Genomic DNA, 20,680 nt, shown 5'->3' on the forward strand with positions numbered 1-20,680 from the left:
CGGGCGCCGTCCGTCAGGGGGCGGCCGGGGCCGCCTGCTCGCGCAGTGCGGGGCAGTGCTCGGGGTCGGGGTGGACGGTGAGCTCGATGACCTGGTCGAGCCGCCGCCCGACCTCCTGGAGTTCGGCGATGCCCGCGGAGATGCGGGCCCGCTCGGCGCGCAGGGACTCCAGCACCCCGGGTGCCGCGCGCCCCGCGTCGACGCTGGGCAGGATGGCGGCGATGGTGCGGCTGTTCAGCCCCGCGGCGAAGAACTGGCGGATGATCCGGACCCGCTCGACCGCGGACGCCGGGTAGATCCGCTGCCCGCTCGGCGTGCGCTCCGGGGCGAGGAGCCCCTGTTCCTCGTAGTAGCGCAGCGCCCGGGTGCTCACCTTCGCCTGCTCCGCCAGCGCACCGATGCGCAGGGTGTCGCCCATCCGCTCTCCCCCTTTGACCCAGATCACCCTGTGCGGGCTTGCCCTTGACGTCAACGTCAAGTCCTACCGTATCCGAACGAGGCGGGCATTCCCGTCCGCCCGCACACGAGATATCGGGGGAACCCATGGACGTCACCGGCTCCGTCGCACTGGTCACCGGAGCGAACCGCGGTATCGGCCGGCGCTTCGTCGACGAACTCCTGGCCCGTGGGGCCGCGAAGGTCTACGCCGCGGCCCGCCGTCCCGAGTCCGTCGAGGCCCGCGACCCCCGGGTCGAGGCGCTGCGCCTGGACCTGCTGGACGCGGACTCGGTGACGGAGGCGGCCGCGTGGGCCTCCGACGTCACCCTGCTCGTCAACAACGCCGGGATCGCCACCGGAACGAACCTGGTGACGGGCGACCCGGACGCGATCCGGCTCGAACTCGACACCCATTTCTTCGGCACGCTCGGCGTGATCCGGGCCTTCGCGCCGGTGCTCGCGGCGAACGGCGGCGGAGCGGTGGTGAACGTGCTGTCGGCGCTGTCGTGGTTCGCCTACGACGGCGCGGGGGCCTACTCGGCGGCCAAGGCCGCCGCCTGGAACATGACCAACGCCGTCCGCCTCGAACTGGCCGGCCAGGGGACCCTGGTGCAGGGGGTCCACCTCGGGTCGGCCGACACCGACATGATGGCCGACTACGACGTACCCAAGATCGACCCCGCGGACGTGGCCCGGGCCAGCCTGGACGGGGTGGGGTCGGGCGCGATCGAGGTGCTGGTCGACGACGCGAGCCGCTCGGTGAAGGCGTCGCTGGCGGAGGACCCCGCCAAGTTCTACGCCCGGGCGCTGGAGCGGTGACGGCGGTCCGGCTGTTCGACGGCCGGTGAACGCCGCGGGGCGGGCGGCGGAGGCCGTTCGCCCCGCGGTCCGACCCGGGGCGCGCCGCACGATCCGCCCGTCGGCGGTCCGGCCGAGGTCACGCCCGGAGCCGGGAACGGAGTTCCTCGCGCTCCGCGCGCAGCCGTGCCGCGTTCTCCGGCCGGGACCGGCCGGTGCGGTCCAGGGCCGACGACTCGTCGGCCAGGTCCAGGACCGCGCGGCGTGCCGGGGCGGGGAGGTCCTCGTCCCCGGCGACGCGCAGCGCGGCCTCCAAGGCCCGCACGGAGTTCCTGCGGAAGTGGTGGGCCCACAGGCCCGAGCCGCCCTCTGCCACCGAGACGGCGACGTTCGCGAACCCGCGGCGTACGAACGGCGGCCGTTCGGGGGCCTCCAGCACAGACGCGCAGGCGGCCGCGACCGGGGTGGTCCCGCGCAGGCGGGCGCGCACCAGCGCCAGGGCGTGCGCCGCGGCCTGGGTGCCTTCGGCGCCCCCGTGCGCGTGGGGGAGGAGTTCGGCCTCCGCGGCGAGGTCGGCGTCCCGGCCGCGGTCGACCGCGCCGAGCAGGAGCAGCCGGACGGGCAGGGACCACCGGCGCGCGTCGCGCAGCACGGCGTCGGCGACCCTGTCGGCGGTGTCCGCGCCCTGTGCGGCCAGGGCCGCCGCGTACGTCACGACGGCGGGCGGGGCGCTCGTGTACGGGTCCGGCTTCACGAAGAGGCGCTTGCGCCAGGTGCGGGCGAACGGTGCCAGATCCTGCGCGCGCAGGGCGTTCGCGCCGTGGAGGAGTTCGAGGAGGACGGCGAGCGCGGGCTCGGAGAGGCCGGGGCGGGTGAGCGCGGCCCGCAGGCCGTCCAGGTGCCGGGCGACGACGGCCTCGCGCAGTTCGATGGCGGCGTCCCGGCCGGGCCGGTGCTCGGGGTCGAACCCGGGTCCCGGGGGCAGGCCGACCGCGGCGCGCACCGCGTCGACGGTGTCGGGCCAGGCGGAGGCCGCCGCCCGGGTCTCGGGGGTGGGTCGCGTGGACGGGTCGGCGGCCAGGACCGGGGAGCGGGTCCAGCGGTCGGCGATGACGGCCCGGAGCCAGGGCGGCACCCGCTCGTCGCGGAGCGCGGACAGGGCGTGGTCGCGGGTGGAGCCGCCGAAGCGGGAGACGAGGCCGGTGGCGGCCGCCAGCACGCGGGGCGCGGCGTCCTCGCCGCCCGCGGCCCTGATGTCCTCGGCGAGGTCGACGGCCGCGGACACGGGGTCCGCGCCGTCGGCGGCGGCCAGGTCGAGGAAGGTCGAGACCTGGCGCCCTTCCAGGGCGGCGGCCCGGGCGGCCCGCACGGCCGCGGGGTCCTTCCACCGGTTGAGCACGCGGCCGTCGGCGCGGCCGAGTTCGGCCAGGACGGTGGCCGCCGGGCGGGCCCGGGGGTGGCCGGTCTCCAGGGCGTGGGCGACCAGGGCGGCGGCCTCGTCGCCGTGGGGCCGCAGCGCGTCGAGGCCGTCGGGGGAGAGAACGGTGTCGAGGTCGGTGGGGGAGAGGGCGCCGCGCAGGCGCAGGGCCCGGGCGGCGGGGGCGTGGAGGTCGCGCACGGCGGGGTGGGCGATGAGCGCGTGCAGGAGTTCCTCCTCGCCGTCGCGGAGGGGGACCGGCCCGGACTGGTCGTCGCCCAGGACGTCCAGGCGGGTGCGCCACTCGTCGGCGAGTGCGGGGTCGGCGCGGCGGGGCGCCGCGTCGCGGCGGAGGACGAACGCCTCGGTGTCGGCGCGCCCGCCCAGGACGGCGAAGCCGTGCGGCTCCAGGAGGGAGAGGGCGCGGGCGACGGCGGCGCGGTCGCCGCCGAAGTAGACGCGTTGGGGACGGACGAGGGCGCCGGAGCGGTCGAAGCCGTCGGCCTGGGTGTGCCAGCCGAGGTAGGGGTGGGAGGCGGGCAGGCCACGGCGCGCACGCTCGGCTCTGGCGCGGTCGTGCACCTCGGCCTGGGTGACCAGGTGGCGGCCGGGCTCGACGAAGAGGACGCCCGGGGCCCGGCGGAGGGTGCCGAGGATCAGGTTGCGCTCCGACATGGGACGGACATTAGCCGGGGTGGGCGACAGGGCCGTCGGCGACGGACGGATCCAAGAAAATCTATGGCGTAAAGGTGGTGGTCCTATGCACCACGAACAGACCAGACGGACCCGTCCCGCCGTCGACGACGGCCGGCACCGGTCATCAGTCCTTGAGCGCCGAGATCCAGGTGTCGAAGGGGTCGGGGTCGGCCGTGTGCCAGTGGTCGGGGACCTCGACGCCGAACTCCGCCTCGACCCAGGCCCGGAAGGGGGCGAGGGCCGCCACGGACTCCTCGTCCTCCGACGGCTCCGTCAGGAGATCGGCGTAGGGGATGCCGTTGTAGCCGATCGCGATGAGGCGCAGGAAGTCGATCGCGGAGTCGGCCAGGAGGAATGCCTCTCCGTCCGAGCCCAGGACCACGAACCGTGCCGTCCCGGCGTCGTTCCACAGCAGGCACCAGCTGCCGTCACCGGCGATCTCGCCCAGCGGCACGAGGTCGTCGTGGCCGGGCTCGCCGGGTTCGAACCACCCGCTCAGGCTCTCGCCGGGCGAGAACACGACGCCGAGCTGCCGGTCGCCCGGGTACGGGGTGAGGAAGTACCCGTGCTCGTTGGTGAGCCCGAAGCCCTGGGCCTCCATCCACGCCCAGGCCCGGTCCAGGGGCTCGGGCAGGGTGATCCCGGCGGGCAGGCGGGGTGTCAGCAGGCCGGTCATGTGCGTCATCGATTCGGTGGGCGCGGGAACCCGGTCCTTCAGGGCCGGGAGGGAACGCCCTCCTCCTTCCTGGTGGTGTCGGCACGGCCGGCCGCTCCGTCGAGCGGCCGGCCGTGCCTGTGGTCGATGCCCTGGACGGTACCGCGGGCGGGAGCCAGGGGCTCGGCGGGTGACGTTCGCGTGTACGGGAATTGAGGTCTATGCCACGTGACCCTGAACTCCTGCTCCGGGGCGGTGTGCTGCACACTGTTGGGCACCACATTTTCGCGCTGCCCGCTCCGGCGCCCTCCGAGAGGCATCCCCCATGATGACGCGAACACTTCTGCCGACCTCGATATCGGCCGCAGCCGCGGCCGCCCTCCTGCTCACGGGGTGCGGTTCCTCCTCCGGTGGGGACACCCACCGGTCCGCGGCCGCGGCGGCCCTGGGCAGGGACCAGCTCACGGACGCCACGTGGGCGGAGATCCAGAGCGAGGCCGAGAGCACCTGCGAGGAAGAGGAGGGGATGTTCGCGCTGGCGACCACGATGAGTGCCGATGACGAGGCGGAACTCGCGTTGCGCAGGGTGAACGTCGAGTACGTGTGCCCGGAGCGGCTGGCGGAGCTGGACGAGGTCGTCGCCGGGCTCCCCGGCTGAAGGAGCGGCGGTCGTCCGTCACGCGTTCTCCGCGATCGGCAAGGCGCCCCGGGGCGGTGTTCCCCGGGGCGCCGCCGTGTCCGGGGCGTCCTCTCCTCCTGTCGGCGCGCTCGCTCGGATGTGTCGGTGCTCCGGGGGATGATCGTGCTCCGGGGTGGACCCGGAGCGGAGCCGGGGTGGTCCGGCCGTCCGGCGCCGTTCGCGGGCCGGCGGGTCCGGTCCGCCCGGAGGAGGGGAGGGCCGACATGACCAGGGTGACCTGTGACCTGTCCATCTCGATCGACGGGTATTCGGCGGGGCTCGGCCAGAGCGAGGAGCGTCCGTTCGGTGACGACGGCGGTGACGGCTCGGGGGCGGCGTTGCACGCCTGGATGTTCGACACCCCCGAGGAGAACCGGGTCGAGCTCGCGCGGATGGCGCAGGCCGGGGCCTACATCATGGGGCGCAACATGTTCGGTCCCGTGCGCGGCGGGTGGGACCGGGAGTGGAACGGGTGGTGGGGTGAGGACCCGCCGTTCCGCGCGCCGGTGTTCGTGCTGACCCACCATCCGCGTGACCCGCAGCCGATGGCGGGCGGCACCACGTTCCATTTCGTCACCGAGGGGATCGGGGCCGCGCTGGCGCGGGCGCGTGAGGCGGCCGGGGGCGGGGACGTCGCGGTGGCGGGCGGGGCGGCCACGGTCGACCAGTTCTTGGCCGCGGGGCTGATCGACGAGCTGCGGTTGCACATCGTGCCGGTGGTGTTCGGTGGTGGGACGCGGTTGTTCGAGGGTGTCGGGCCGTTGCGGTTGGAGCAGGTGAAGTCGCGGGCGGCGACCGGGGTGACGCATGTGACGTACCGGGTGGTGCGCTGACCGGGCGCCCGGGTGACCGGGCGGGCGGGGGACGGGCGGGCGGGAAAAATCGGGTGCTGTTCGGGTGCCGGGTCGCCAGACTGGGCGGATGCTCATGCACAGCGGTCAGCTCGTCGTCACCCCGGAGGTCGCGGCGCGGCTCATCCGGGAGCAGTTCCCGCAGTGGGCGGGGCTGCCGTTGGTCCCGGTCCTGCCCGGGGGGACGGTCAACGCGGTGTTCCTGTTGGGGGAGGGGCTCGTCGCCCGGTTCCCTCTGCAGCCGGTGGATCCGGAGGCCGCGCTGCTCGTTTTGACGGGGGAGGACGCGGCGGCGCGTGAGCTTGCGGGGCGTACCCGTTTCGCCACTCCCGAGCCGGTGGCGATCGGTGCTCCGGGGGAGGGCTATCCGATGCCGTGGAGTGTGCAGACGCGGTTGCCGGGGACTCCCGCGGATCGGGTCGAGGCCGGGGGCGGTGCCGGTTTCGCCGTGGACCTGGCCGAGTTCGTGCGCGGGGTGCGTGCGATCGACACCCGGGGGCGGGTGTTCGCCGGGCGGGGACGCGGTGGCCGTATCGCCGATCACGACGAGTGGGTGCGCACCTGCCTGGAGCGTTCGGAGGGGTTGCTGGACGTGCTCGGGCTGCGCCGGTTGTGGGAGGGGCGGCTGCTTGACTTCCTCCCCTTCCTGAAGGAGGGGGATTCCGACCGGGCCCGATGGCCCGGTTCCGCTCACGCGGACTGCCTCACAACAGCGGTTTCCTGTTTCGTCGCCGACCGCGGCAGGGGGGACCCCGGCCGTCTCACACCGGCTCCGCAGGCATACCCCGGGGCTTTCCCCCGGAGCACGGCACGTCCTGCCGCCTCGATGTTCTTCGCCGCGTTCACCTCACGGTCGTGCCGTACGCGACAGGCCGGACACTCCCAGAAGCGGGTGCCCAACGAAAGACTCCGGAGGAGGTGCCCGCACTCCGAGCAGGTCTTGGAGGAGGGGAACCACCGGTCGATCACCACCACGGTGTGCCCGCACCGTTGGGCCTTGTACTCCAGTTGGCGGCGGAACTCCCCGAAGGAGGCGTCCAGCACCGCCCGATTGAGACCGGCCTTGCACCGCACCCGCTTCCCCGGCGCCTGAAGGGTCCCGGACGCGGAGGCGGTCATCCCCGAGACGTTGAGGTCCTCGATCGCGATCACGTCGTGTTCGCGCACCAACCTGGTGGTGGTCTTGTGCAGGAAATCATTGCGGGCGTGGCGGACCTTGCGGTGCGCCACCGCGACCTTCCGTTTGGCCTTGCGCCGGTTGTTGGACCCCTTGACCTTGCGGGCCATCCGGCGCTGGTAGCGGGCCAGGTTCTTCGCTTTGCGAGCCAGGTGGCGGGGGTTGGGAATCCTCTCCCCGGTGGACAGGGTCGCGAAGTCGGCCACGCCCAAGTCGATCCCGACCACGGGCCCGACCCCGGGTGCGAGGGCCGGGTCGTCGACCTCCACGGCGAAGGTCGCGTACCAGCGCCCGTCGGGCTCGCGCGAGACGACCACCGTGGTCGGGTCCAGCGTGCGCAGGTCGACCTCGTCGAAGGACCACGCCAGCCGCAGCGGCGTCTTCTGCTTGGCCAGGAACAACTCCCCGTCCCTGATGCGGAACGCCGACCGGGTGTAGTGCGCCGACTGGCGTCCCGACCGGGACTTGAACCGGGGGTGGCGGGCCCGCCCGGCAAAGAAGTTGGAGAACGCGGTGTGCTGGTGGCGCAGCGTCTGCTGCAACGGCACCGAGGACACCTCGGACAGGAACGCCAACTCCTGGGTTTTCTTCCACCCGGTCAGCGCGGCGTCGGTCTGCTGGTAGGTGGTCCTCTCGCCGCGCTGGTGGTAGGCGGTACGGCGCTCGGCCAGGGTCTTGTTCCACACCAGGCGCACGCACCCGAACGTGCGGCCCAGTTGGGCCGCTTGTTCGGGGTCGGGGTAGGCCCGGACCTTGTACGCCGTCCGCATAGGACGAAAATTACACCAGGGCGGAGCAGGGGGCGGGGGAAACAGAAAAATGCGGTCGCCTGCCCGGGTTCCTCCCCGGCCTGAAGGCCGGGGCATCCTCCGGGAAACATGGTGACCTGCCGCGTGGGGGCGATCCGGACGTGATGACGCACGGAGACCTCATGCCGGGCAATCTGCTGGTGCGGGAGGGGCGCCTGGTGGGTGTGGTTGAGGGGCCCTGCTGTTTCCGGACAGGGTTTGAACCGCCTATTTCACGCGGCCAGCCGTATCTCCTGATGCGCCGCGAACATCTCCGCCGGCGTGTTTGGGCGGGTTGGCTGCGGCGGATCCGGCGCTGGACCTGGTGTGCGTCTGGCATGTGTTGGAGGAGGGGCCGCGGGCGGTGTTCCGGGAGGCGTCGGGGGTCGGTGACGCGGAGTGGGAGCGCGGGCGGGCCTGGGCGTTCGAGCAGGCGTTGGGGCTGGTCTGGTACTACCGCGAGAGCAATCCACCGATGAGCCGGATCGGCCGCCGTACGCTGCGGCGGATCCTGGAGGGTGAGGGGTGAGGTGGGTGTCGGTGGTGGTGGCGTCTCGTCCTGTCCGGTGGGTGTGACGGGTGGGGTAGGGGCGGGGGCGGTACCGGCGCTTGTGGTCGGGGGCACGGGGTGCGGGGGCGGGTTCCGTGGTGAGCCAGTGGGCGCGGTGGGCCCCGGCCGGGTGCGGGGCGCCGCGGCCGGGACGGGCGGGTCCTTCGGGTGCGGGGGCGTTTCAGGGGTGCCGGGCCTTGTGCCAGGGGGTGGGCAGGGCGCCGCCCCGGCACAGGTGGGCGTGGAGGATGCCGAAGGTGTGGTCGGCGTGGCGCAGGGCGGCGACCGGGTCGGCGCCGGGTTCCTTGATGTCGCGCAGGGCGGAGGAGAGGGCGTCGAAGAGTTCGTCGGCGCGTTCCTGCTGGGCCGGGGTGGGGGGTCGCCTGCGGCGGGGGCCGCCGGGTCCGGTGCGGGACATGTCGTGGTTCCCTTCTGCGGTCGGTCGGTGTGTGCGGGTACGTCGTGGGAGCGGGGGCCGTTCGGCCGGTCGCGGTGCCGGGACCGGGCGGGCGCGTGGCGCGGTGAGCCGGGCGAACTCGGCGAAGGTCAGGGGGTTCACAGTCGTCCCAGGAGTTCGGTGACGAGGTCGCGGGCCAGGGTGTCCTCGTCGCCGGAGCGGGCGACCGGGACGGTGGTGTGGGGTTCGCCGGGCATGGGCCGCCACCATCGGTGGTCGGTGTGGCGGACGGTCACCCGGCGTCCCGCGTATTCGGCGTGGACGGAGCCGGGGAGGTCGCCGTCCCTCGCGGCGATCCCGCGCCGTCGCAGCGCGGAGTGGAGGGCGAGGACGGCTTCCTCGTGGAGTTCGGAAGAGGGTGCGGGTGGCATGTGGCGGCTCCTGGCACATGGTGAACTCGGGTACGCCTGAAGTGTCCGCCGCTGGAAAGTGCCAGGTAAAGGGGCTTGTTCGCTCGTCGGCGAGGTTCCGGTGACTTCGGAATTTCGCGGAATCGCTCCGGTGGGAGCGGAGGATGTGCTCTCCTGGACGTATGCCCCCTGTACCGAAGCAAGTCCTGCTGCGTTACGGCCGTGAGGTGGCACGTCTGCGCACCGAGGCGGAGTTGACGCAGACCGCGCTGGCCAATCGTGTCCAGAGCAGCAAAAGCCAGATATCGGATGTGGAGCGCGGGAAGGCGCCGCCGTCGCCGACGCTTCGAAAAGCGCTGGACGAGTCGATCGGTTTCGGGAGACTCTCGCGCCTGTGGGAAGACCTGACCGGCAACAACCGTGCTCCCTGGTTGTCGGAGATCGCCACGGCGATTCAGGATGCGGAGGCCATATGGGAGTATCAGGCTTTGGCTTTGCCCAGCTATCTACAGATCGAGCGGTATGCCGAGACGCTGATCCGTACGGCTCTGCCATGGCTCTCTCCGGATGAGCTGGAGAGAAGCGTGACCGAGCGTGTCACGCGCGCGGGGCATTTCGCGAACTCGCTGCGTCCGTTGCTGTGGCTGGTGCTGGATGAGACCTTGCTGCATCGCAGGTACGGGGGAGTGAAAGTCATCAGGGAGCAGCTCACCCACCTCGCTGATCTGGCGGAGGGCGGGCGCATTACGCTACAGGTCATGCCAGCAGATCACCCCAGGCATCCCGGTAACTCAGGTTCCTTCCGGGTGATCACCATGCGAGACTCCACGGAACTCGCTTACGTTGAGAGCGCTGTAGAAGGACGCATCCTGACCAGCGCGACGGTGGTTGCTCAGCGCAGGATGTTGCTGGGGACCCTGCAAGGGCTGGCATGGGATCCGGAGGCCTCTCTCCGGGCCGTCCGCGAAGAAGTGAAGAGGTTGGGCAGTGACTGAGTGGCACAAGTCGAGTTACAGCGGTGGAAGCAACGACTGTGTGGAGGCGCGTGAGTTCGCCGCGGGCGCGAACGTCCGGGACACGCAGAACCGCGAGGCCGGGTACCTGACCTTCGACCGGGTGGAGTGGGCCGCTCTTGTCCGGGCCGTGAGCCGCTGACCTTTCCGGTTCCCCCTTCGACCCTCCGCGTTCGCGCGGGGGGTTTCCTCGTGCTCCACCCGGGGGCCGGGTCCCCGCCTCCGATCAGGGCGGGCGCGGGTCCCCACCTCGCACGTGCGTGTTCTGTTCCTCGATGGGAAACACGGTGTACAAGTAGGTCGAAGCTGTCAAAGAACGCGAAAGGTATATCCATGGACGAATGGCGCAAGAGCACCTACAGCAACTGTGAGGGCAACTGCGTGGAGGTCCGGGAGACCCCCAGGACCACGGACGTCCGGGACACGCGGCACCGCGAGGCAGGCCACCTCTCCTTCGCCCCCGGCGAATGGTCCGCGCTCCTGCGCTCGCTGACCCGCTGACCCGCGAGGGGACCGCGGTCGCGCCGACGACGGCCTCCGTCGGCGCGACCGCCCCGGCGGCTACATGGCGCCGGTCCGGGCGTCGCGCCACAGGTCGACGCCGCCGTCGATCGCGTGCTCGTCGATCGCCGCCAGCTCCTGGTCGGTGAACTCCAGGTTCCCCAGCGCCGCCACGTTCTGCTCCAGCTGCGCCACCGACGACGCCCCGATGACCAGCGACGTCACGCGCGGGTCGCGCAGCGCCCAGGCCAGCGCCAACTGCGCCAGGGTCTGTCCGCGCTTCTCGGCGATGTCGTTGAGCGCGCGCAGGTGTCCCAGCGTCTCCTGGGACAGCCATCCGGTGTCGAAGGACTTGTCCTGGGTGGCCCGGGAGCCCTCCGGGACCCCGTCCAGGTACCGGCCGGTGAGCAGCCCCTGGGCGAGCGCGGTGAACCCGATGACGCCCACGCCGAGTTCGCCGACGGTGTCGAGCAGCCCCTCCGTCTCGATCCATCGGTTGAGCATCGAGTAGGAGGGCTGGTGGATGAGCAGCGGTGTCCCCAGTTCGTGCAGGATCTCGTACGCCCGCCGGGTGCGTTCGGCGTCGTAGGAGGAGATGCCCACGTACAGGGCCTTGCCCTGGCGCACGGCGGTGTCCAGCGCCCCCATGGTCTCCTCCAGCGGCGTGGAGGCGTCCAGGCGGTGGGAGTAGAAGATGTCGACGTAGTCCAGGCCCATGCGCTTCAGTGACTGGTCCAGGGAGGCCAGCACGTACTTGCGGGACCCGCCGCCCTGCCCGTAGGGGCCCGGCCACATGTCCCAGCCGGCCTTGGTGGAGATCACCATCTCGTCGCGGTAGGGGGCGAAGTCCTCGCGCATGAGGCGGCCGAAGTTGATCTCGGCGGCGCCGTAGGGCGGACCGTAGTTGTTGGCCAGGTCGTGGTGGGTGATGCCCAGGTCGAAGGCGCGGCGGGCGATGTCCCGCTGGGTCTCGAAGGGGCGGTCGTCGCCGAAGTTGTGCCAGTACCCCAGGGAGAGCACGGGCAGGTCCAGGCCGGAGCGGCCGGTGCGACGGTAGAGCATGGTCCCGTCGTAGCGTTCGGGTGCGGCGACGTAGGTCATCGTGCGGGCTTTCTCGTGCGGCTGGTGTGGCCGGTGCGCCCGGTGGGGGCGGCGGGTCGGCCGGTGAGACGGTCCCACTCTGCTCCGGTCCGCGCCGGTTGTCCAACAGGTGCGAGCCGGAGCAGGGGGTGCGTTCCGAGGGGTCTCGCCGGTGCTCAGCGGGGCGGGACCGCCTGGGGGTAGCCGAGTTCGGTCAGTGCCCGGCGCAGCCGGTCGGCGACCTCGTCCAGGGCCGCCTCGTCCTTCTCCACGGGCAGGTCCGACACGTCGAGGTCGCCCAGTTCCCAGATCGGTGAGACGTGGATGTGCAGGTGGGGGACTTCCAGTCCGGCGATGAGCAGGCCTGCGCGGGGGGCGTCCCAGGCTTTCTTCACGCCCTGGCCGATGGCCTGGGCCACGTCCGTGCAGTGGGCCAGCAGGCCCGGGTCGGCGGTGGTCCAGTCGTCGACCTCCGCGCGCGGTACGACGAGGGTGTGTCCGGGGCGCAGGGGCGCGATGGTGAGGAACGCGACGGCGACCGGGTCCTCCCAGACGAAGCGGCCCGGCAGTTCGCGGTCGATGATGCGGGTGAACAGGGTCGGCATGGTCGGCCTTTCCGGAAGGTGGGTGCGGTCGCGGGGGAGGGGCTCCGGGGCCACGTTCTCACGTCCGGCCCGTATCCGGCTCACGTCCGGTCGGGCTGCGGGCCACGGGCTTGCGGTTCGCGGGCGGGGGCGCGGTTCAGCGGGCGGGTGCGGCGGAGGCGGTCAGGACCTCGTCCACGGCCCGCAGCTCGTCGAGCAGGCGCACCGACTCCACCAGGAGCACCCCGTAGGGGAGCGCGGGGTCGTCCAGCGGCGGGCCGCCGTCGCCGCGGCAGTGCGCCTCCAGTTCCTGTTCGGCGCGGTCGGTGCGTTCGACGGCCGCGTGGAACTCCTGGACCGGGGGGTTCCAGCTGGGGGAGCCGGTGTCCTCCCAGCCCTCCAGGACGTGCCAGGCGTCGGCGGCGGTCAGGAGCAGATCCGCGCACCGCGCCATCATGGCGGGTCCGGTGTCCCCGTCGTCCGGGTCCGCGCGCGAGAGGCTTCGGGCGATGGAGGCGGCCTGGTGGGCGGCCCGTTCCAGGGCGTCGATGAGCCGGTCGTGGTCGCGGACGCGGAGCCTGTCGGTGTGCAGCAGGCGGCGCGGGTTGTAGAAGGTGCTCTCCTGGGCGGTGCCGGTGGCCTCGCGCGCCTGCCGGGCGCTGCGCAGGAGTTCGTCGGTGCGTGCACCCCACCGCTGTGCGGTGTCGGGGTCGGGTCGGCCCTCGTGCATGGCCTCGCCCATGTCCTGGCACAGGCGGCGCAGTCCGCCCGCGAGGGAGGCGACGGCCGCGGCGGCGCCGCGCAGGCGCAGCGGCGGTAGCAGGAGGAGGTTGACGGCCACCCCGATGGCGGCTCCGACGAGGACGACGGCGAAGATCTCGGCGGCCTGGGCGACCACTTCTTGGGCCCCGTTGAGGGACACGAAGACGGAGAAGGCGAAGAACGCGGCCGTGGCGACCTGGGTCCCCTGGTCGCCGAGGCGGCGCCAGCGGCCGATCAGCAGGGCCGCCAGCGCCGCCAGGGCGAAGACCGCGTACCCCGGGCCCGCCAGGATCGCCAGGACGGTGGTCAGGGCGATGCCCAGCAGGACCGCGCCGAGCATGCGCAGCGAGCGCAGCAGGGAGCGGTAGAGGGTGGTCTCGATCATCATCAGGGCGGCGAACGGTGCGAACGCGGGTGTCGTCGCCTTGATGAGGCCGAAGGAGACCAGCCAGGCCAGGGTGGCGGCCAGGGCCGCCTTGAGGATCACCAGGGCGGTGTCGCGCTCCTGTGTGCCGGGGGTCAGGATCCGTCGGGTCCGGCGGGCGGCGCGGGCCGGGAGCCGTTCGGTCCGGCGGGCGGCGCGGGTCACCTGTGTCCCTTTTCAGTTCGTGGTGTCCTCGCGGTCCACCCGTTCCTTGAGTTTGTCCAGGGTGGCGGCCAGGAGCCGGGAGACGTGCATCTGGGAGCAGCCGATCTCCTCGGCGATCTGCGCCTGGGTGAGGTCCTCGAAGAAGCGCAGCCGGAGCAGGACGCGTTCGCGGTCGTCCAGGCAGCACATGGCCGGGCGCAGGGACTCGCGTTCCAGTACGAGTTCGTAGGAGTCGTCCTCGCCGCCGATCCTCTCCTCCAGGGTGGGGCTGTTCTCCTCGTCGCGGTGGTCGGGCAGGTCCAGGGACAGGGTGCTGTAGGCCTCGGAGGCCTGGAGGAGTTCCTCGACCTCGGCCCGGGGCAGGCCCATCTCGCGGGCGAGTTCGTCGGTGCGGGGTTCGCGGGCGTGGCGCTGCTGGAACTCGACGCTGACGCGGTGGAGGCGGCCGCGCCGTTCCTGGTGGCGGCGGGGGACGCGGATCGCCCAGGTGTGGTCGCGGAAGTGTCGTTTGATCTCGCCGGTGACGGTGGGCAGCAGGTAGGAGATGAACTTCTTGCCCCGGTCGGGGTTGTAGCCGTGGACGGCCTTGACCAGGCCCAGGTGGGCGGTCTGGCGCAGGTCCTCGTAGGGTTCGCCGCGTCCGCTGTAGTGGCGGGCGATGCGGTACAGCAGGGGCCGGTACAGCTCCAGGACCTCCTCCTGGATCCGGAGCGCCTCCGGAGTGTCCGGGAGCAGGGTGCGCAGCTCTTCCAGGAGTTCTTCTGCCGAGCGCCCGTCGACTTCTTCTTCCTTCACGTCGACGGTGGGGCCGGTCTCGATGGACATGCCTTCCTCCGCGTGAACGGGAGTGGTGCTCGCGGTGCGGTCCGCGGTCGGCGGGTGCCGGTGCGGTGTCCGCTGCCTTGTCGGTGTGCCGGTCGGTGTGCCGGTCGGTGGCCCCACGTGCTCGTGTGGGTCGTGGCGGGCGGGTCGGACACCGCGTTCACCCGGTGCCGTCGGGGTGGTCTCGTGGGGTGACCTCGGGGCCTATGTGCCCACTGGGACGGCGGCTAACATTTCGGTCTCTTCTTTTTTGGAGAGTTGACCCCGGCATGGGGTCTGTGAGTTCGGCGGTTCGGGGGGCGCTCAGGGGGCTGCGGCGGGTGGCGGTGACCGTCCGGGGGCGGGTGCGGTGGGGGCGCGGTGCCCTGCGGCCGGGGGGCGGGGCGGCCCGGGGGTCGGCGTACCGCCGGGGGAGGTGCGGTACCGGGAGGGGCCCGCGGGCATCGGGTGCCCGCGGCGCGGGCGGGTCGGTGGCGGGGCCGTCCGGTCCCGGTGAGCGGATCACCGGGACCGGGTGCGCACCGGCCGGTGCACCGCCGTCCGGTCCCCCGTGAGCGGACGGCGGGCGCCCGGCGCGGGGCGCCGTGTCACCGGTTGGGCGCCGCGGCGCTGACGTCGGCCAGGGCCGAGTTCCGGTCGATGGCCTGGGCCAGGTCGCCCATGGTCACGACGCCCACGACCCGGTCGCCGTCCACGACGGGGAGGCGGCGTACGGCGCCTTCGCGCATGGTGTTCACCGCGTCGCGGATGTCGCTCTGCGGTGGCACGGTGGCCACCTCGGAGCTGCAGATCTCGCCTGCGGTGTGGCCGGCGGGGTTCCCGTCCTCGGCCACGCACCGCACGACCAGGTCCCGGTCGGTGAGGATGCCCACCAGGTGGCCTTCCTCGGTCACCAGGACGTCGCCCAGGTCGGAGTCGCGCATGATCCGCGCGACCTCCTGCAAGGACGTGTCGGGCGAGACGGTGTGCACCTGGGTGGTCATGATGTCGGAGATGCTGTTGGTCGCCATTTCCGGTCCCCCTCCTCGGGTCGGAGCCAATGGGAGTGCACCTGGCCACTAGCCCGCGCCGCATCGCGTAAACACCGTCCTTCGGTGGTGCGCCGTCGCGGAGCGGCCCACGTTTAACGGCCCTTTCCGCAGGTAGTCGAGTACGTGCGGCGGGCTTGGGCCCGGTTGTCGGTCCGCGTGTCCGGGAGGAGGTCGGATCGCGTGCGTGTCCGCGGGCGGGGGTGGGGCGGCGCCCTTCCCGGCGGGGGTGCGGGGAGGGCGCCGGGTCGGGGTCAGGAGGTGTGTTCGCGCAGGTATTCGGCGAACTTCTCCAGGCCGTCGATGTTGCGGGGGCCGGAGATGCCCTCGTTGTAGTCGAGGATGAAGAAGTTCTCCTCCGCCACGGCGGGGACGTCGGCCAGGGCGGGCTGCTCCGTCAGGAACGCGATCTTGTCGTCGGCGGGCTGGTCGCCGTAGTCGAGGATGATGATCACCTCCGGGTCGGCCTCCACGACGGCCTCCCAGCCGACCTGGGTCCAGCGTTCGTCCAGGTCGGCGAAGATGTTGCGTCCGCCCGCGAAGCGGATGATGTCGTTGGGCGGCACCTGGGAGCCGGCGGTGAACGCCTGGTCGGTGCCGGAGTCGTAGAGGAACACCGGGACCGGGTCGCCCTGGGGTGCCTGTTCCCGGACGGCCTCCACGCGCGCCCGGTAGTCGGCGACCACTTCCGCGGCCCGGTCCTGGACGCCGAAGATCGCCCCCAGGCGTTCCAGGTCGGTGTACAGGCCCTCGAACGGGGTGACGCTCTCGGGGTATCCGGGGTAGTTGAAGCACGACTCGGTGTGCATGAAGCTCTGGATGCCGAGCCCGTCGAGGATCTCGGGGGTGATGCCGCGTTGGTCGCTGAAGCCGGAGTTCCAGCCGGCGACCACGAAGTCGGCGTCGGCGTCCACGACGAGTTCGCGGTTGAGGAGGTCGTCGCTGAGGAATTCGACCTTCGCGTATTCGTCGGCCCAGGGGGATTCGGTGACCGGTGGGTTGGCGGGCGGCATGACGTATCCGTGGACGTGGTCGGTCAGGCCCAGGGCGAACATCTTGTCGGCGCTGCCGCCCTCGTAGACCACGGCGCGTTGCGGGGTGGTGTACTCGATCTCCTCGCCGCAGCGGTTCACGGTGACGGCCTCGGGGGCCGCGCCCGCCTGAGCGGGGTCCTGTTCGACCCGGGCGCCGCAGCCGGTGGCGGCCAGGGCGGCCAGGGCCATGGACGCTGCGGTCAAGGGGCGTAGGGGGAGGGGGAAGCGGTTCACGGGGTGCCTTCCTGGTGGGTGAGACGGTAGAGGAGTTGGGGGGCGCCGGTCAGCGGGTGCGGGACGACGGTGGCCTCCACGCCGAACACCTTGCGCACCAGGTCGGGGGTGAGGACGTCGGCGGGGGTGCCGGTGGCGACCAGGTGTCCGGCGTCCAGGACGCCGATGCGGTCGCAGGCCGCGGCGGCCAGGTTGAGGTCGTGCAGGACGACCAGGGTGGTGGCGCCGACCTCGCGCAGCAGGGAGAGCAGGTGGATCTGGTGGCGGACGTCGAGGTGGTTGGTGGGCTCGTCCAGCACCAGGACGCGGGGTTCCTGGACCAGGGCGCGGGCCATCAGGACGCGTTGGCGTTCGCCGCCGGAGAGGGTGAGGACGCCCCGGTGGGCGAGGTGGGTGATGTCCATGGCGTCCATGGCGTCCGCGCACAGCCGCCGTTCGCGGGCGGTGAGGGGGGTGTTGCCGCGCTGGTGGGGGACGCGGCCCAGGGCGACGACCTCGGCGACGGTGAAGTCGAGGTCGCCGGTGTTCTCCTGGGTGAGGGCGGCGATGCGGCGGGCGCCTTCGCGGGGTGTGAGGGTGGCGAGGTCGTCGCCGCCGACGCGGACGGTGCCGCCGGTGGGGCGCAGCGCCCGGTAGATGCAGCGCAGGGCGGTGGATTTGCCCGAGCCGTTGGGTCCGACGAGGCCGACCACGGAGCCGTCGGGGACGTCCAGGGACAGGGAGTGGACGAGGGTGGCGCCGTCGAGGGCGACGGTGAGGCCGTCCAGGTTCAGGTGCATCAGCGGCCTCCGAAGAGGTAGCCGCGGCGGCGCATGAGGGTGAGGAACACCGGGACGCCGATGAGGGCGGTGAGGACGCCCAGGGGGAGTTCGCGGGGTGCGGCCAGGGTGCGTGAGGCCAGGTCGACCCAGATCATCAGGACGGCGCCGGCCAGGGGGGCGATGGTGAGGACGCGGCGGTGGGCGGCGCCGACGAGGATGCGGACGACGTGGGGGACGACCAGGCCGACGAATCCGATGGCGCCGCTGACGGCGACCATGGCGCCGGTCATCAGGGCGGTGACCAGGAACAGGACGCGGCGCAGCCGGTCGGTGTCCACGCCCAGGCTGGCGGCGGTCTCGTCGCCCAGTGCGGCGGCGTCCAGGCGGCGGGCCAGGGTGTGCAGTACGGCCAGGCCGGCCAGGACCAGGGCGGCGACCACGGGCAGGGCGCCCCAGGTGGCGGCGCCGAATCCGCCCATGGTCCAGAACAGGACGGTGGCGGTGGCCTCGTTGCCGGGGACGAGGTAGACGATGACGCTCATGAGGGCCTGGAACCCGAAGGAGAGGGCGACGCCGGTCAGGACCAGGCGCAGGGGGGTGATGCCTGCTGCGGTGCGGGCGATGAGGCGTACGAGGAGGGTGGCGGCCAGTGCCCCGGCGAAGGCGCCGGCGGAGACGGCGTGGGGTCCCAGGGCGGCCAGGGCGCCCAGGACGGTGACGGTGACGGCGCCGACGGAGGCGCCGGAGGAGACGCCGAGGATGTAGGGGTCGGCGAGGGGGTTGCGGACCAGGGCCTGGACGGCGACGCCGACGGCGCCCAGGCCGGCTCCGACGAGGGCGGCCAGGAGGACGCGGGGGGTGCGGATGTTCCAGATGATCTGGTAGCGGGTGACTTCGTCGGGGGTGATGGTGCCGCCGGTGAGGGCGGCCCACAGGTAGTGGGCGGTTTCGGCGGGTGGGACCAGGGCGGTGCCCAGGCCGATGGCGGGCAGGGTGGAGGCGGCCAGGAGCAGGGCCAGGGCCAGGGCGGTGGTGGCGGTGCCGGTGGGGGTGGTGAGCCAGCGGGGGCCGGTGGGGTGCGCGGGTGTCGGGGGTGGTGGTGCGGTCAGCGGGGGTGCTGGGGTCGGGGACACCCGTGCTCCTGGTGGGTCGGGGCGTGGTCGCGCCACGGTGCGGAAATGACAACGGTTGTCATGGTAGGGGGGTGCGTCCCCGGTGGGAGGGGAACGCGGGGATGCGGGCCGGGGGCGCCCCCGCCGTGAGGAGGGAGAGGAGGGGGCGGGGGCGCCCGGACCGGGAGGGGCGGCGCGGGCCGCTACCAGCTGGACTTGGTGACGCCGGGCAGTTCGCCGCGGTGGGCCATCTCGCGGAAGCGGATCCGGGAGAGCCCGAACCTGCGCAGGTGGCCGCGGGGGCGGCCGTCGACGGAGTCGCGGTTGCGCACGCGGGTGGCGCTGGCGTCGCGGGGTTGGCGGCGCAGTTCGGCCACGGCGGCGGCGCGGGTGTCCTCGTCGGTGTGCGGGCTCTTGATGAGGCGTTTGAGTTCGGCGCGGCGCTCGGCGTAGCGGGCGACGACGGCCTTGCGCTGCTCGTTGCGGGCGATCTTGCTCTTCTTGGCCATCAGACCTTCTCCCCGCGGGCGCGGATGTCGGCGACGACGCGTTCGATGCCGCGGGCGTCGATGACCTTCATGCCCTTGGTGCTGACCTTGAGTTTGACGAACCGCTGTTCGCCGGGCAGCCAGTAGCGCTTGGTCTGGATGTTGGGGTCGAAGCGGCGTTTGGTGCGCCGGTGGGAGTGGGAGACGGCGTTGCCGAAGGCGGGCGCCTTGCCGGTGACCTGGCAGATACGGGACACGGGCCGGTTCCTCTCTTTGTCTCGGTGGTGGTGTCGGGTCCGGGGTGTCAGCGCGGGGAGTGGGGTCCGGGGTAGGGGAGCAGGGCCATCTCGCGGGCGTTCTTGATCGCCGCGGCGATGAGCCGCTGCTGGCGGGCGGTGACGCGGGTGACGCGGCGGCTGCGGATCTTGCCCTTCTCGGAGATGAACCGGCGCAGCAGGTCGGTGTCCTTGTAGTCGATGTAGTCCAGGTCGCCCAGGGGGTTGGCGAACTTGCGGGGCGCCCTCTTCTTGTCGGGGCGGCGGGCGGTCGGCATGCGGGTTCTCCTCTCAGCCCTCGGCGGCGGCGAACGGGTCGTCGGCGAAGGCGGTCTCGTCGTCGGTGGTCAGGCAGGAGTCGAGCAGGGCGGTGAGCCGGTCGGCGTCCAGGTCCACGCCGGTGAACGCCAGGTGCTGGCCGCGGTCGCCCACGGTGGGGTCCCAGTCCAGGAGGGCGCTGGTGCGGCGGGCGTCGGGCACCATCTCCAGGGCGGCCTCGGGCAGCGCGGCCAGCCAGGGGCCCGCGGCGGCCACGGTGGCCAGGTCGCGGTGGGAGTCCCACACCAGGACGGTGTCGGGGCGGCTGCCCAGCCACAGGCGGCCGCGGCCGCGCAGGGTCATGGACACCAGGTGGTCCATGGCCTCGTGCAGGCGGGCGGGGTGCAGCGGGCGGCGCCGCGACCACACGACGGTGCTCACCCGCCCGGTGGTGCGGCCGCAGTGGTGGACGCCCAGCGGGTCGGTGCGGTTGTGCGCGGCGGCGGTGTCGAACCGGCCTGCGGTGAGGGCGGAGGTGTCGGTGGGGTCCAGGACGGCGGCGGCCGGGTTGAGGTGCTCGATCAGGGCGCGGGCCTCGGCGAGGTGGCGGTGGCCGTGCAGGGCGATCGCGGTGGGGTACTCGATCTGGGAGGTGAGCACCTCGCTGACGGCGCGGTCGTCGTTCTCGGCGATGTCCAGGCCGCGGTCGACGAGGTCGTCGTGGCAGGCCAGGTCGGGTAGGAGCCGGTCGGCGTCCACGGCGGTGACGACGGCGGTGAGGGTGAGTTCGGGTTGGGCGGCCACGGCTTCGGCGATCATGCGGGGCTCGACGCCGTCCCAGGCGTCGACGACGCACAGGTCGTGTTCGCCGATGGCGGCGGTGGCCAGCAGGAAGGGGATGAGGTCCTCGCGCAGGGTGCACGAGGCGCAGGCGTGGACGAGGTGGACGGGGTCGCGGCCGAGTGTGCCCCGGTGGTCGCGGGTGACGCGGGTGACGTGGCCCTCGCCGATGGCCGACAGGTCGTGGTGGACCACGAGGGTGCGGGGCAGGGTCAGGGCGGCGTCGACGGCGCGCTCGCGCGCTGGGCGGTGCAGGCCGGTGATCACGGCCACGCGCATGGTCGCCTCCTCTCTTTGGAAATGAAAACCGTTTTCAAAACATACACGACATCGTCCAAGGCCGGGGCATCGGGGGTGGGAACCGCCTCCCACGGCCCGGGACCGGAGGGCCGGGCCCCGGGCGCGCGGTCCGCGGGGCCCGACCGGGGCGGTCCCCGGCGGGT

Annotated in this window: 25 protein-coding genes and 1 pseudogene; 8 read left to right on the forward strand and 18 right to left on the reverse strand. The window is 72.7% G+C overall.

Features of this window, described 5'->3' with window-relative positions; genetic code table 11:
* Positions 1-13: 13 nt before the first annotated feature.
* Complete coding sequence (locus QJS33_RS10880; RefSeq protein ID WP_306367788.1) at positions 14-418, reverse strand: MerR family transcriptional regulator; 405 nt, start codon at positions 416-418, stop codon at positions 14-16.
* 125 nt (positions 419-543) lie between these two features.
* Between QJS33_RS10880 and QJS33_RS10885 the strand changes: the two genes are divergently transcribed.
* Positions 544-1,257, forward strand: coding sequence for an SDR family oxidoreductase (locus tag QJS33_RS10885; RefSeq protein WP_306367789.1), 714 nt, complete (start codon positions 544-546; stop codon positions 1,255-1,257).
* Positions 1,258-1,375: 118 nt separating this feature from the next.
* On the opposite strand, the gene QJS33_RS10890 is transcribed toward QJS33_RS10885, so the two are convergent.
* Together QJS33_RS10890 and QJS33_RS10895 are read right to left on the reverse strand one after the other, a co-directional pair.
* Complete coding sequence (locus tag QJS33_RS10890; RefSeq protein ID WP_306367790.1) at positions 1,376-3,328, reverse strand: hypothetical protein; 1,953 nt, start codon at positions 3,326-3,328, stop codon at positions 1,376-1,378.
* Positions 3,329-3,473: 145 nt separating this feature from the next.
* Positions 3,474-4,025 (reverse strand): hypothetical protein, encoded by a 552-nt coding sequence (locus QJS33_RS10895; RefSeq protein WP_306367791.1) that lies wholly within the window; start codon positions 4,023-4,025, stop codon positions 3,474-3,476.
* Positions 4,026-4,332: 307 nt separating this feature from the next.
* Here QJS33_RS10895 and QJS33_RS10900 point away from each other — a divergent pair, with 307 nt between their 5' ends.
* The 3 genes and pseudogenes from QJS33_RS10900 to QJS33_RS31385 form a co-directional block, all read left to right on the forward strand.
* A complete protein-coding gene (locus tag QJS33_RS10900; RefSeq protein ID WP_306367792.1) occupies positions 4,333-4,662 on the forward strand; it encodes a hypothetical protein in 330 nt (109 codons plus the stop codon).
* 245 nt (positions 4,663-4,907) lie between these two features.
* Positions 4,908-5,516 (forward strand): dihydrofolate reductase family protein, encoded by a 609-nt coding sequence (locus QJS33_RS10905; protein WP_306367793.1) that lies wholly within the window; start codon positions 4,908-4,910, stop codon positions 5,514-5,516.
* Between the two features lie 94 nt (positions 5,517-5,610).
* Positions 5,611-6,162, forward strand: a pseudogene (locus tag QJS33_RS31385) (phosphotransferase); the annotation flags it as partial.
* A gap of 62 nt (positions 6,163-6,224) precedes the next feature.
* Here the strand turns inward: QJS33_RS31385 and QJS33_RS10910 are convergent.
* Positions 6,225-7,481 carry an RNA-guided endonuclease TnpB family protein gene (locus QJS33_RS10910; protein WP_306367794.1) on the reverse strand — a complete coding sequence of 419 codons (1,257 nt, stop codon included), beginning with the start codon at positions 7,479-7,481 and terminating at the stop codon, positions 6,225-6,227.
* Between the two features lie 304 nt (positions 7,482-7,785).
* Here QJS33_RS10910 and QJS33_RS10915 point away from each other — a divergent pair, with 304 nt between their 5' ends.
* Complete coding sequence (locus QJS33_RS10915) at positions 7,786-8,028, forward strand: hypothetical protein (protein WP_306367795.1); 243 nt, start codon at positions 7,786-7,788, stop codon at positions 8,026-8,028.
* 202 nt (positions 8,029-8,230) lie between these two features.
* Here the strand turns inward: QJS33_RS10915 and QJS33_RS10920 are convergent, their stop codons facing one another.
* Both QJS33_RS10920 and QJS33_RS10925 read right to left on the reverse strand, forming a co-directional pair.
* Positions 8,231-8,467, reverse strand: coding sequence for a hypothetical protein (locus QJS33_RS10920; RefSeq protein ID WP_306367796.1), 237 nt, complete (start codon positions 8,465-8,467; stop codon positions 8,231-8,233).
* Between the two features lie 137 nt (positions 8,468-8,604).
* The gene (locus tag QJS33_RS10925) at positions 8,605-8,877 is read right to left on the reverse strand and encodes a hypothetical protein (RefSeq protein WP_306367797.1); all 273 of its coding nucleotides are present in this window, start codon (positions 8,875-8,877) and stop codon (positions 8,605-8,607) included.
* Between the two features lie 161 nt (positions 8,878-9,038).
* Between QJS33_RS10925 and QJS33_RS10930 the strand changes: the two genes are divergently transcribed.
* The 3 genes from QJS33_RS10930 (at position 9,039) to QJS33_RS10940 (ending at position 10,370) form a co-directional block, all read left to right on the forward strand.
* On the forward strand, positions 9,039-9,851 hold the full coding sequence (locus QJS33_RS10930; RefSeq protein ID WP_306367798.1) for a helix-turn-helix transcriptional regulator: 813 nt from the start codon (positions 9,039-9,041) through the stop codon (positions 9,849-9,851).
* Positions 9,844-10,011, forward strand: a complete 168-nt coding sequence (locus tag QJS33_RS10935; RefSeq protein WP_306367799.1) for a DUF397 domain-containing protein — start codon at positions 9,844-9,846, stop codon at positions 10,009-10,011. The genes QJS33_RS10930 and QJS33_RS10935 overlap by 8 nt, the downstream gene beginning before the upstream one ends.
* Positions 10,012-10,202: 191 nt before the next feature.
* Entirely contained in the window at positions 10,203-10,370 is a 168-nt protein-coding gene (locus QJS33_RS10940; RefSeq protein WP_306367800.1) for a DUF397 domain-containing protein, read from the forward strand.
* A 60-nt stretch (positions 10,371-10,430) separates the two neighbouring features.
* Here QJS33_RS10940 and mgrA read toward each other — a convergent pair whose 3' ends face one another.
* The 12 genes from mgrA to QJS33_RS11000 all read right to left on the reverse strand — a co-directional run bounded on the left by mgrA (position 10,431) and on the right by QJS33_RS11000 (position 20,516).
* A complete protein-coding gene (gene mgrA / locus QJS33_RS10945; RefSeq protein ID WP_306367801.1) occupies positions 10,431-11,471 on the reverse strand; it encodes an L-glyceraldehyde 3-phosphate reductase in 1,041 nt (346 codons plus the stop codon).
* Between the two features lie 155 nt (positions 11,472-11,626).
* Positions 11,627-12,055 carry an HIT family protein gene (locus tag QJS33_RS10950; protein ID WP_306367802.1) on the reverse strand — a complete coding sequence of 143 codons (429 nt, stop codon included), beginning with the start codon at positions 12,053-12,055 and terminating at the stop codon, positions 11,627-11,629.
* A 136-nt stretch (positions 12,056-12,191) separates the two neighbouring features.
* Positions 12,192-13,385 (reverse strand): aromatic acid exporter family protein, encoded by a 1,194-nt coding sequence (locus QJS33_RS10955; protein WP_306367803.1) that lies wholly within the window; start codon positions 13,383-13,385, stop codon positions 12,192-12,194.
* Between the two features lie 12 nt (positions 13,386-13,397).
* The gene (locus tag QJS33_RS10960; RefSeq protein WP_306367804.1) at positions 13,398-14,210 is read right to left on the reverse strand and encodes a SigB/SigF/SigG family RNA polymerase sigma factor; all 813 of its coding nucleotides are present in this window, start codon (positions 14,208-14,210) and stop codon (positions 13,398-13,400) included.
* 584 nt (positions 14,211-14,794) lie between these two features.
* Positions 14,795-15,217, reverse strand: a complete 423-nt coding sequence (locus tag QJS33_RS10965; protein ID WP_306367805.1) for a CBS domain-containing protein — start codon at positions 15,215-15,217, stop codon at positions 14,795-14,797.
* Between the two features lie 272 nt (positions 15,218-15,489).
* On the reverse strand, positions 15,490-16,458 hold the full coding sequence (locus tag QJS33_RS10970) for an ABC transporter substrate-binding protein (protein WP_306367811.1): 969 nt from the start codon (positions 16,456-16,458) through the stop codon (positions 15,490-15,492).
* Positions 16,459-16,499: 41 nt separating this feature from the next.
* Positions 16,500-17,282 (reverse strand): ABC transporter ATP-binding protein, encoded by a 783-nt coding sequence (locus QJS33_RS10975; RefSeq protein WP_306367806.1) that lies wholly within the window; start codon positions 17,280-17,282, stop codon positions 16,500-16,502.
* Positions 17,282-18,397, reverse strand: coding sequence for a FecCD family ABC transporter permease (locus tag QJS33_RS10980; RefSeq protein WP_372339636.1), 1,116 nt, complete (start codon positions 18,395-18,397; stop codon positions 17,282-17,284). Before QJS33_RS10980 ends, QJS33_RS10975 begins: the two co-directional genes overlap by 1 nt.
* Before the next feature lie 182 nt (positions 18,398-18,579).
* Positions 18,580-18,885, reverse strand: coding sequence for a 30S ribosomal protein S14 (gene rpsN, locus QJS33_RS10985; RefSeq protein ID WP_306367807.1), 306 nt, complete (start codon positions 18,883-18,885; stop codon positions 18,580-18,582).
* A complete protein-coding gene (gene rpmB / locus QJS33_RS10990; RefSeq protein ID WP_306367808.1) occupies positions 18,885-19,121 on the reverse strand; it encodes a 50S ribosomal protein L28 in 237 nt (78 codons plus the stop codon). The genes rpsN and rpmB overlap by 1 nt, the downstream gene beginning before the upstream one ends.
* A gap of 47 nt (positions 19,122-19,168) precedes the next feature.
* A complete protein-coding gene (rpsR, locus tag QJS33_RS10995; RefSeq protein WP_306367809.1) occupies positions 19,169-19,417 on the reverse strand; it encodes a 30S ribosomal protein S18 in 249 nt (82 codons plus the stop codon).
* Between the two features lie 13 nt (positions 19,418-19,430).
* Entirely contained in the window at positions 19,431-20,516 is a 1,086-nt protein-coding gene (locus tag QJS33_RS11000) for a GTP-binding protein (protein ID WP_306367810.1), read from the reverse strand.
* Positions 20,517-20,680 lie beyond the last annotated feature (164 nt).

The organism is Nocardiopsis sp. CC223A (genome assembly GCF_030766825.1).
GTDB lineage: Bacteria > Actinomycetota > Actinomycetes > Streptosporangiales > Streptosporangiaceae > Nocardiopsis.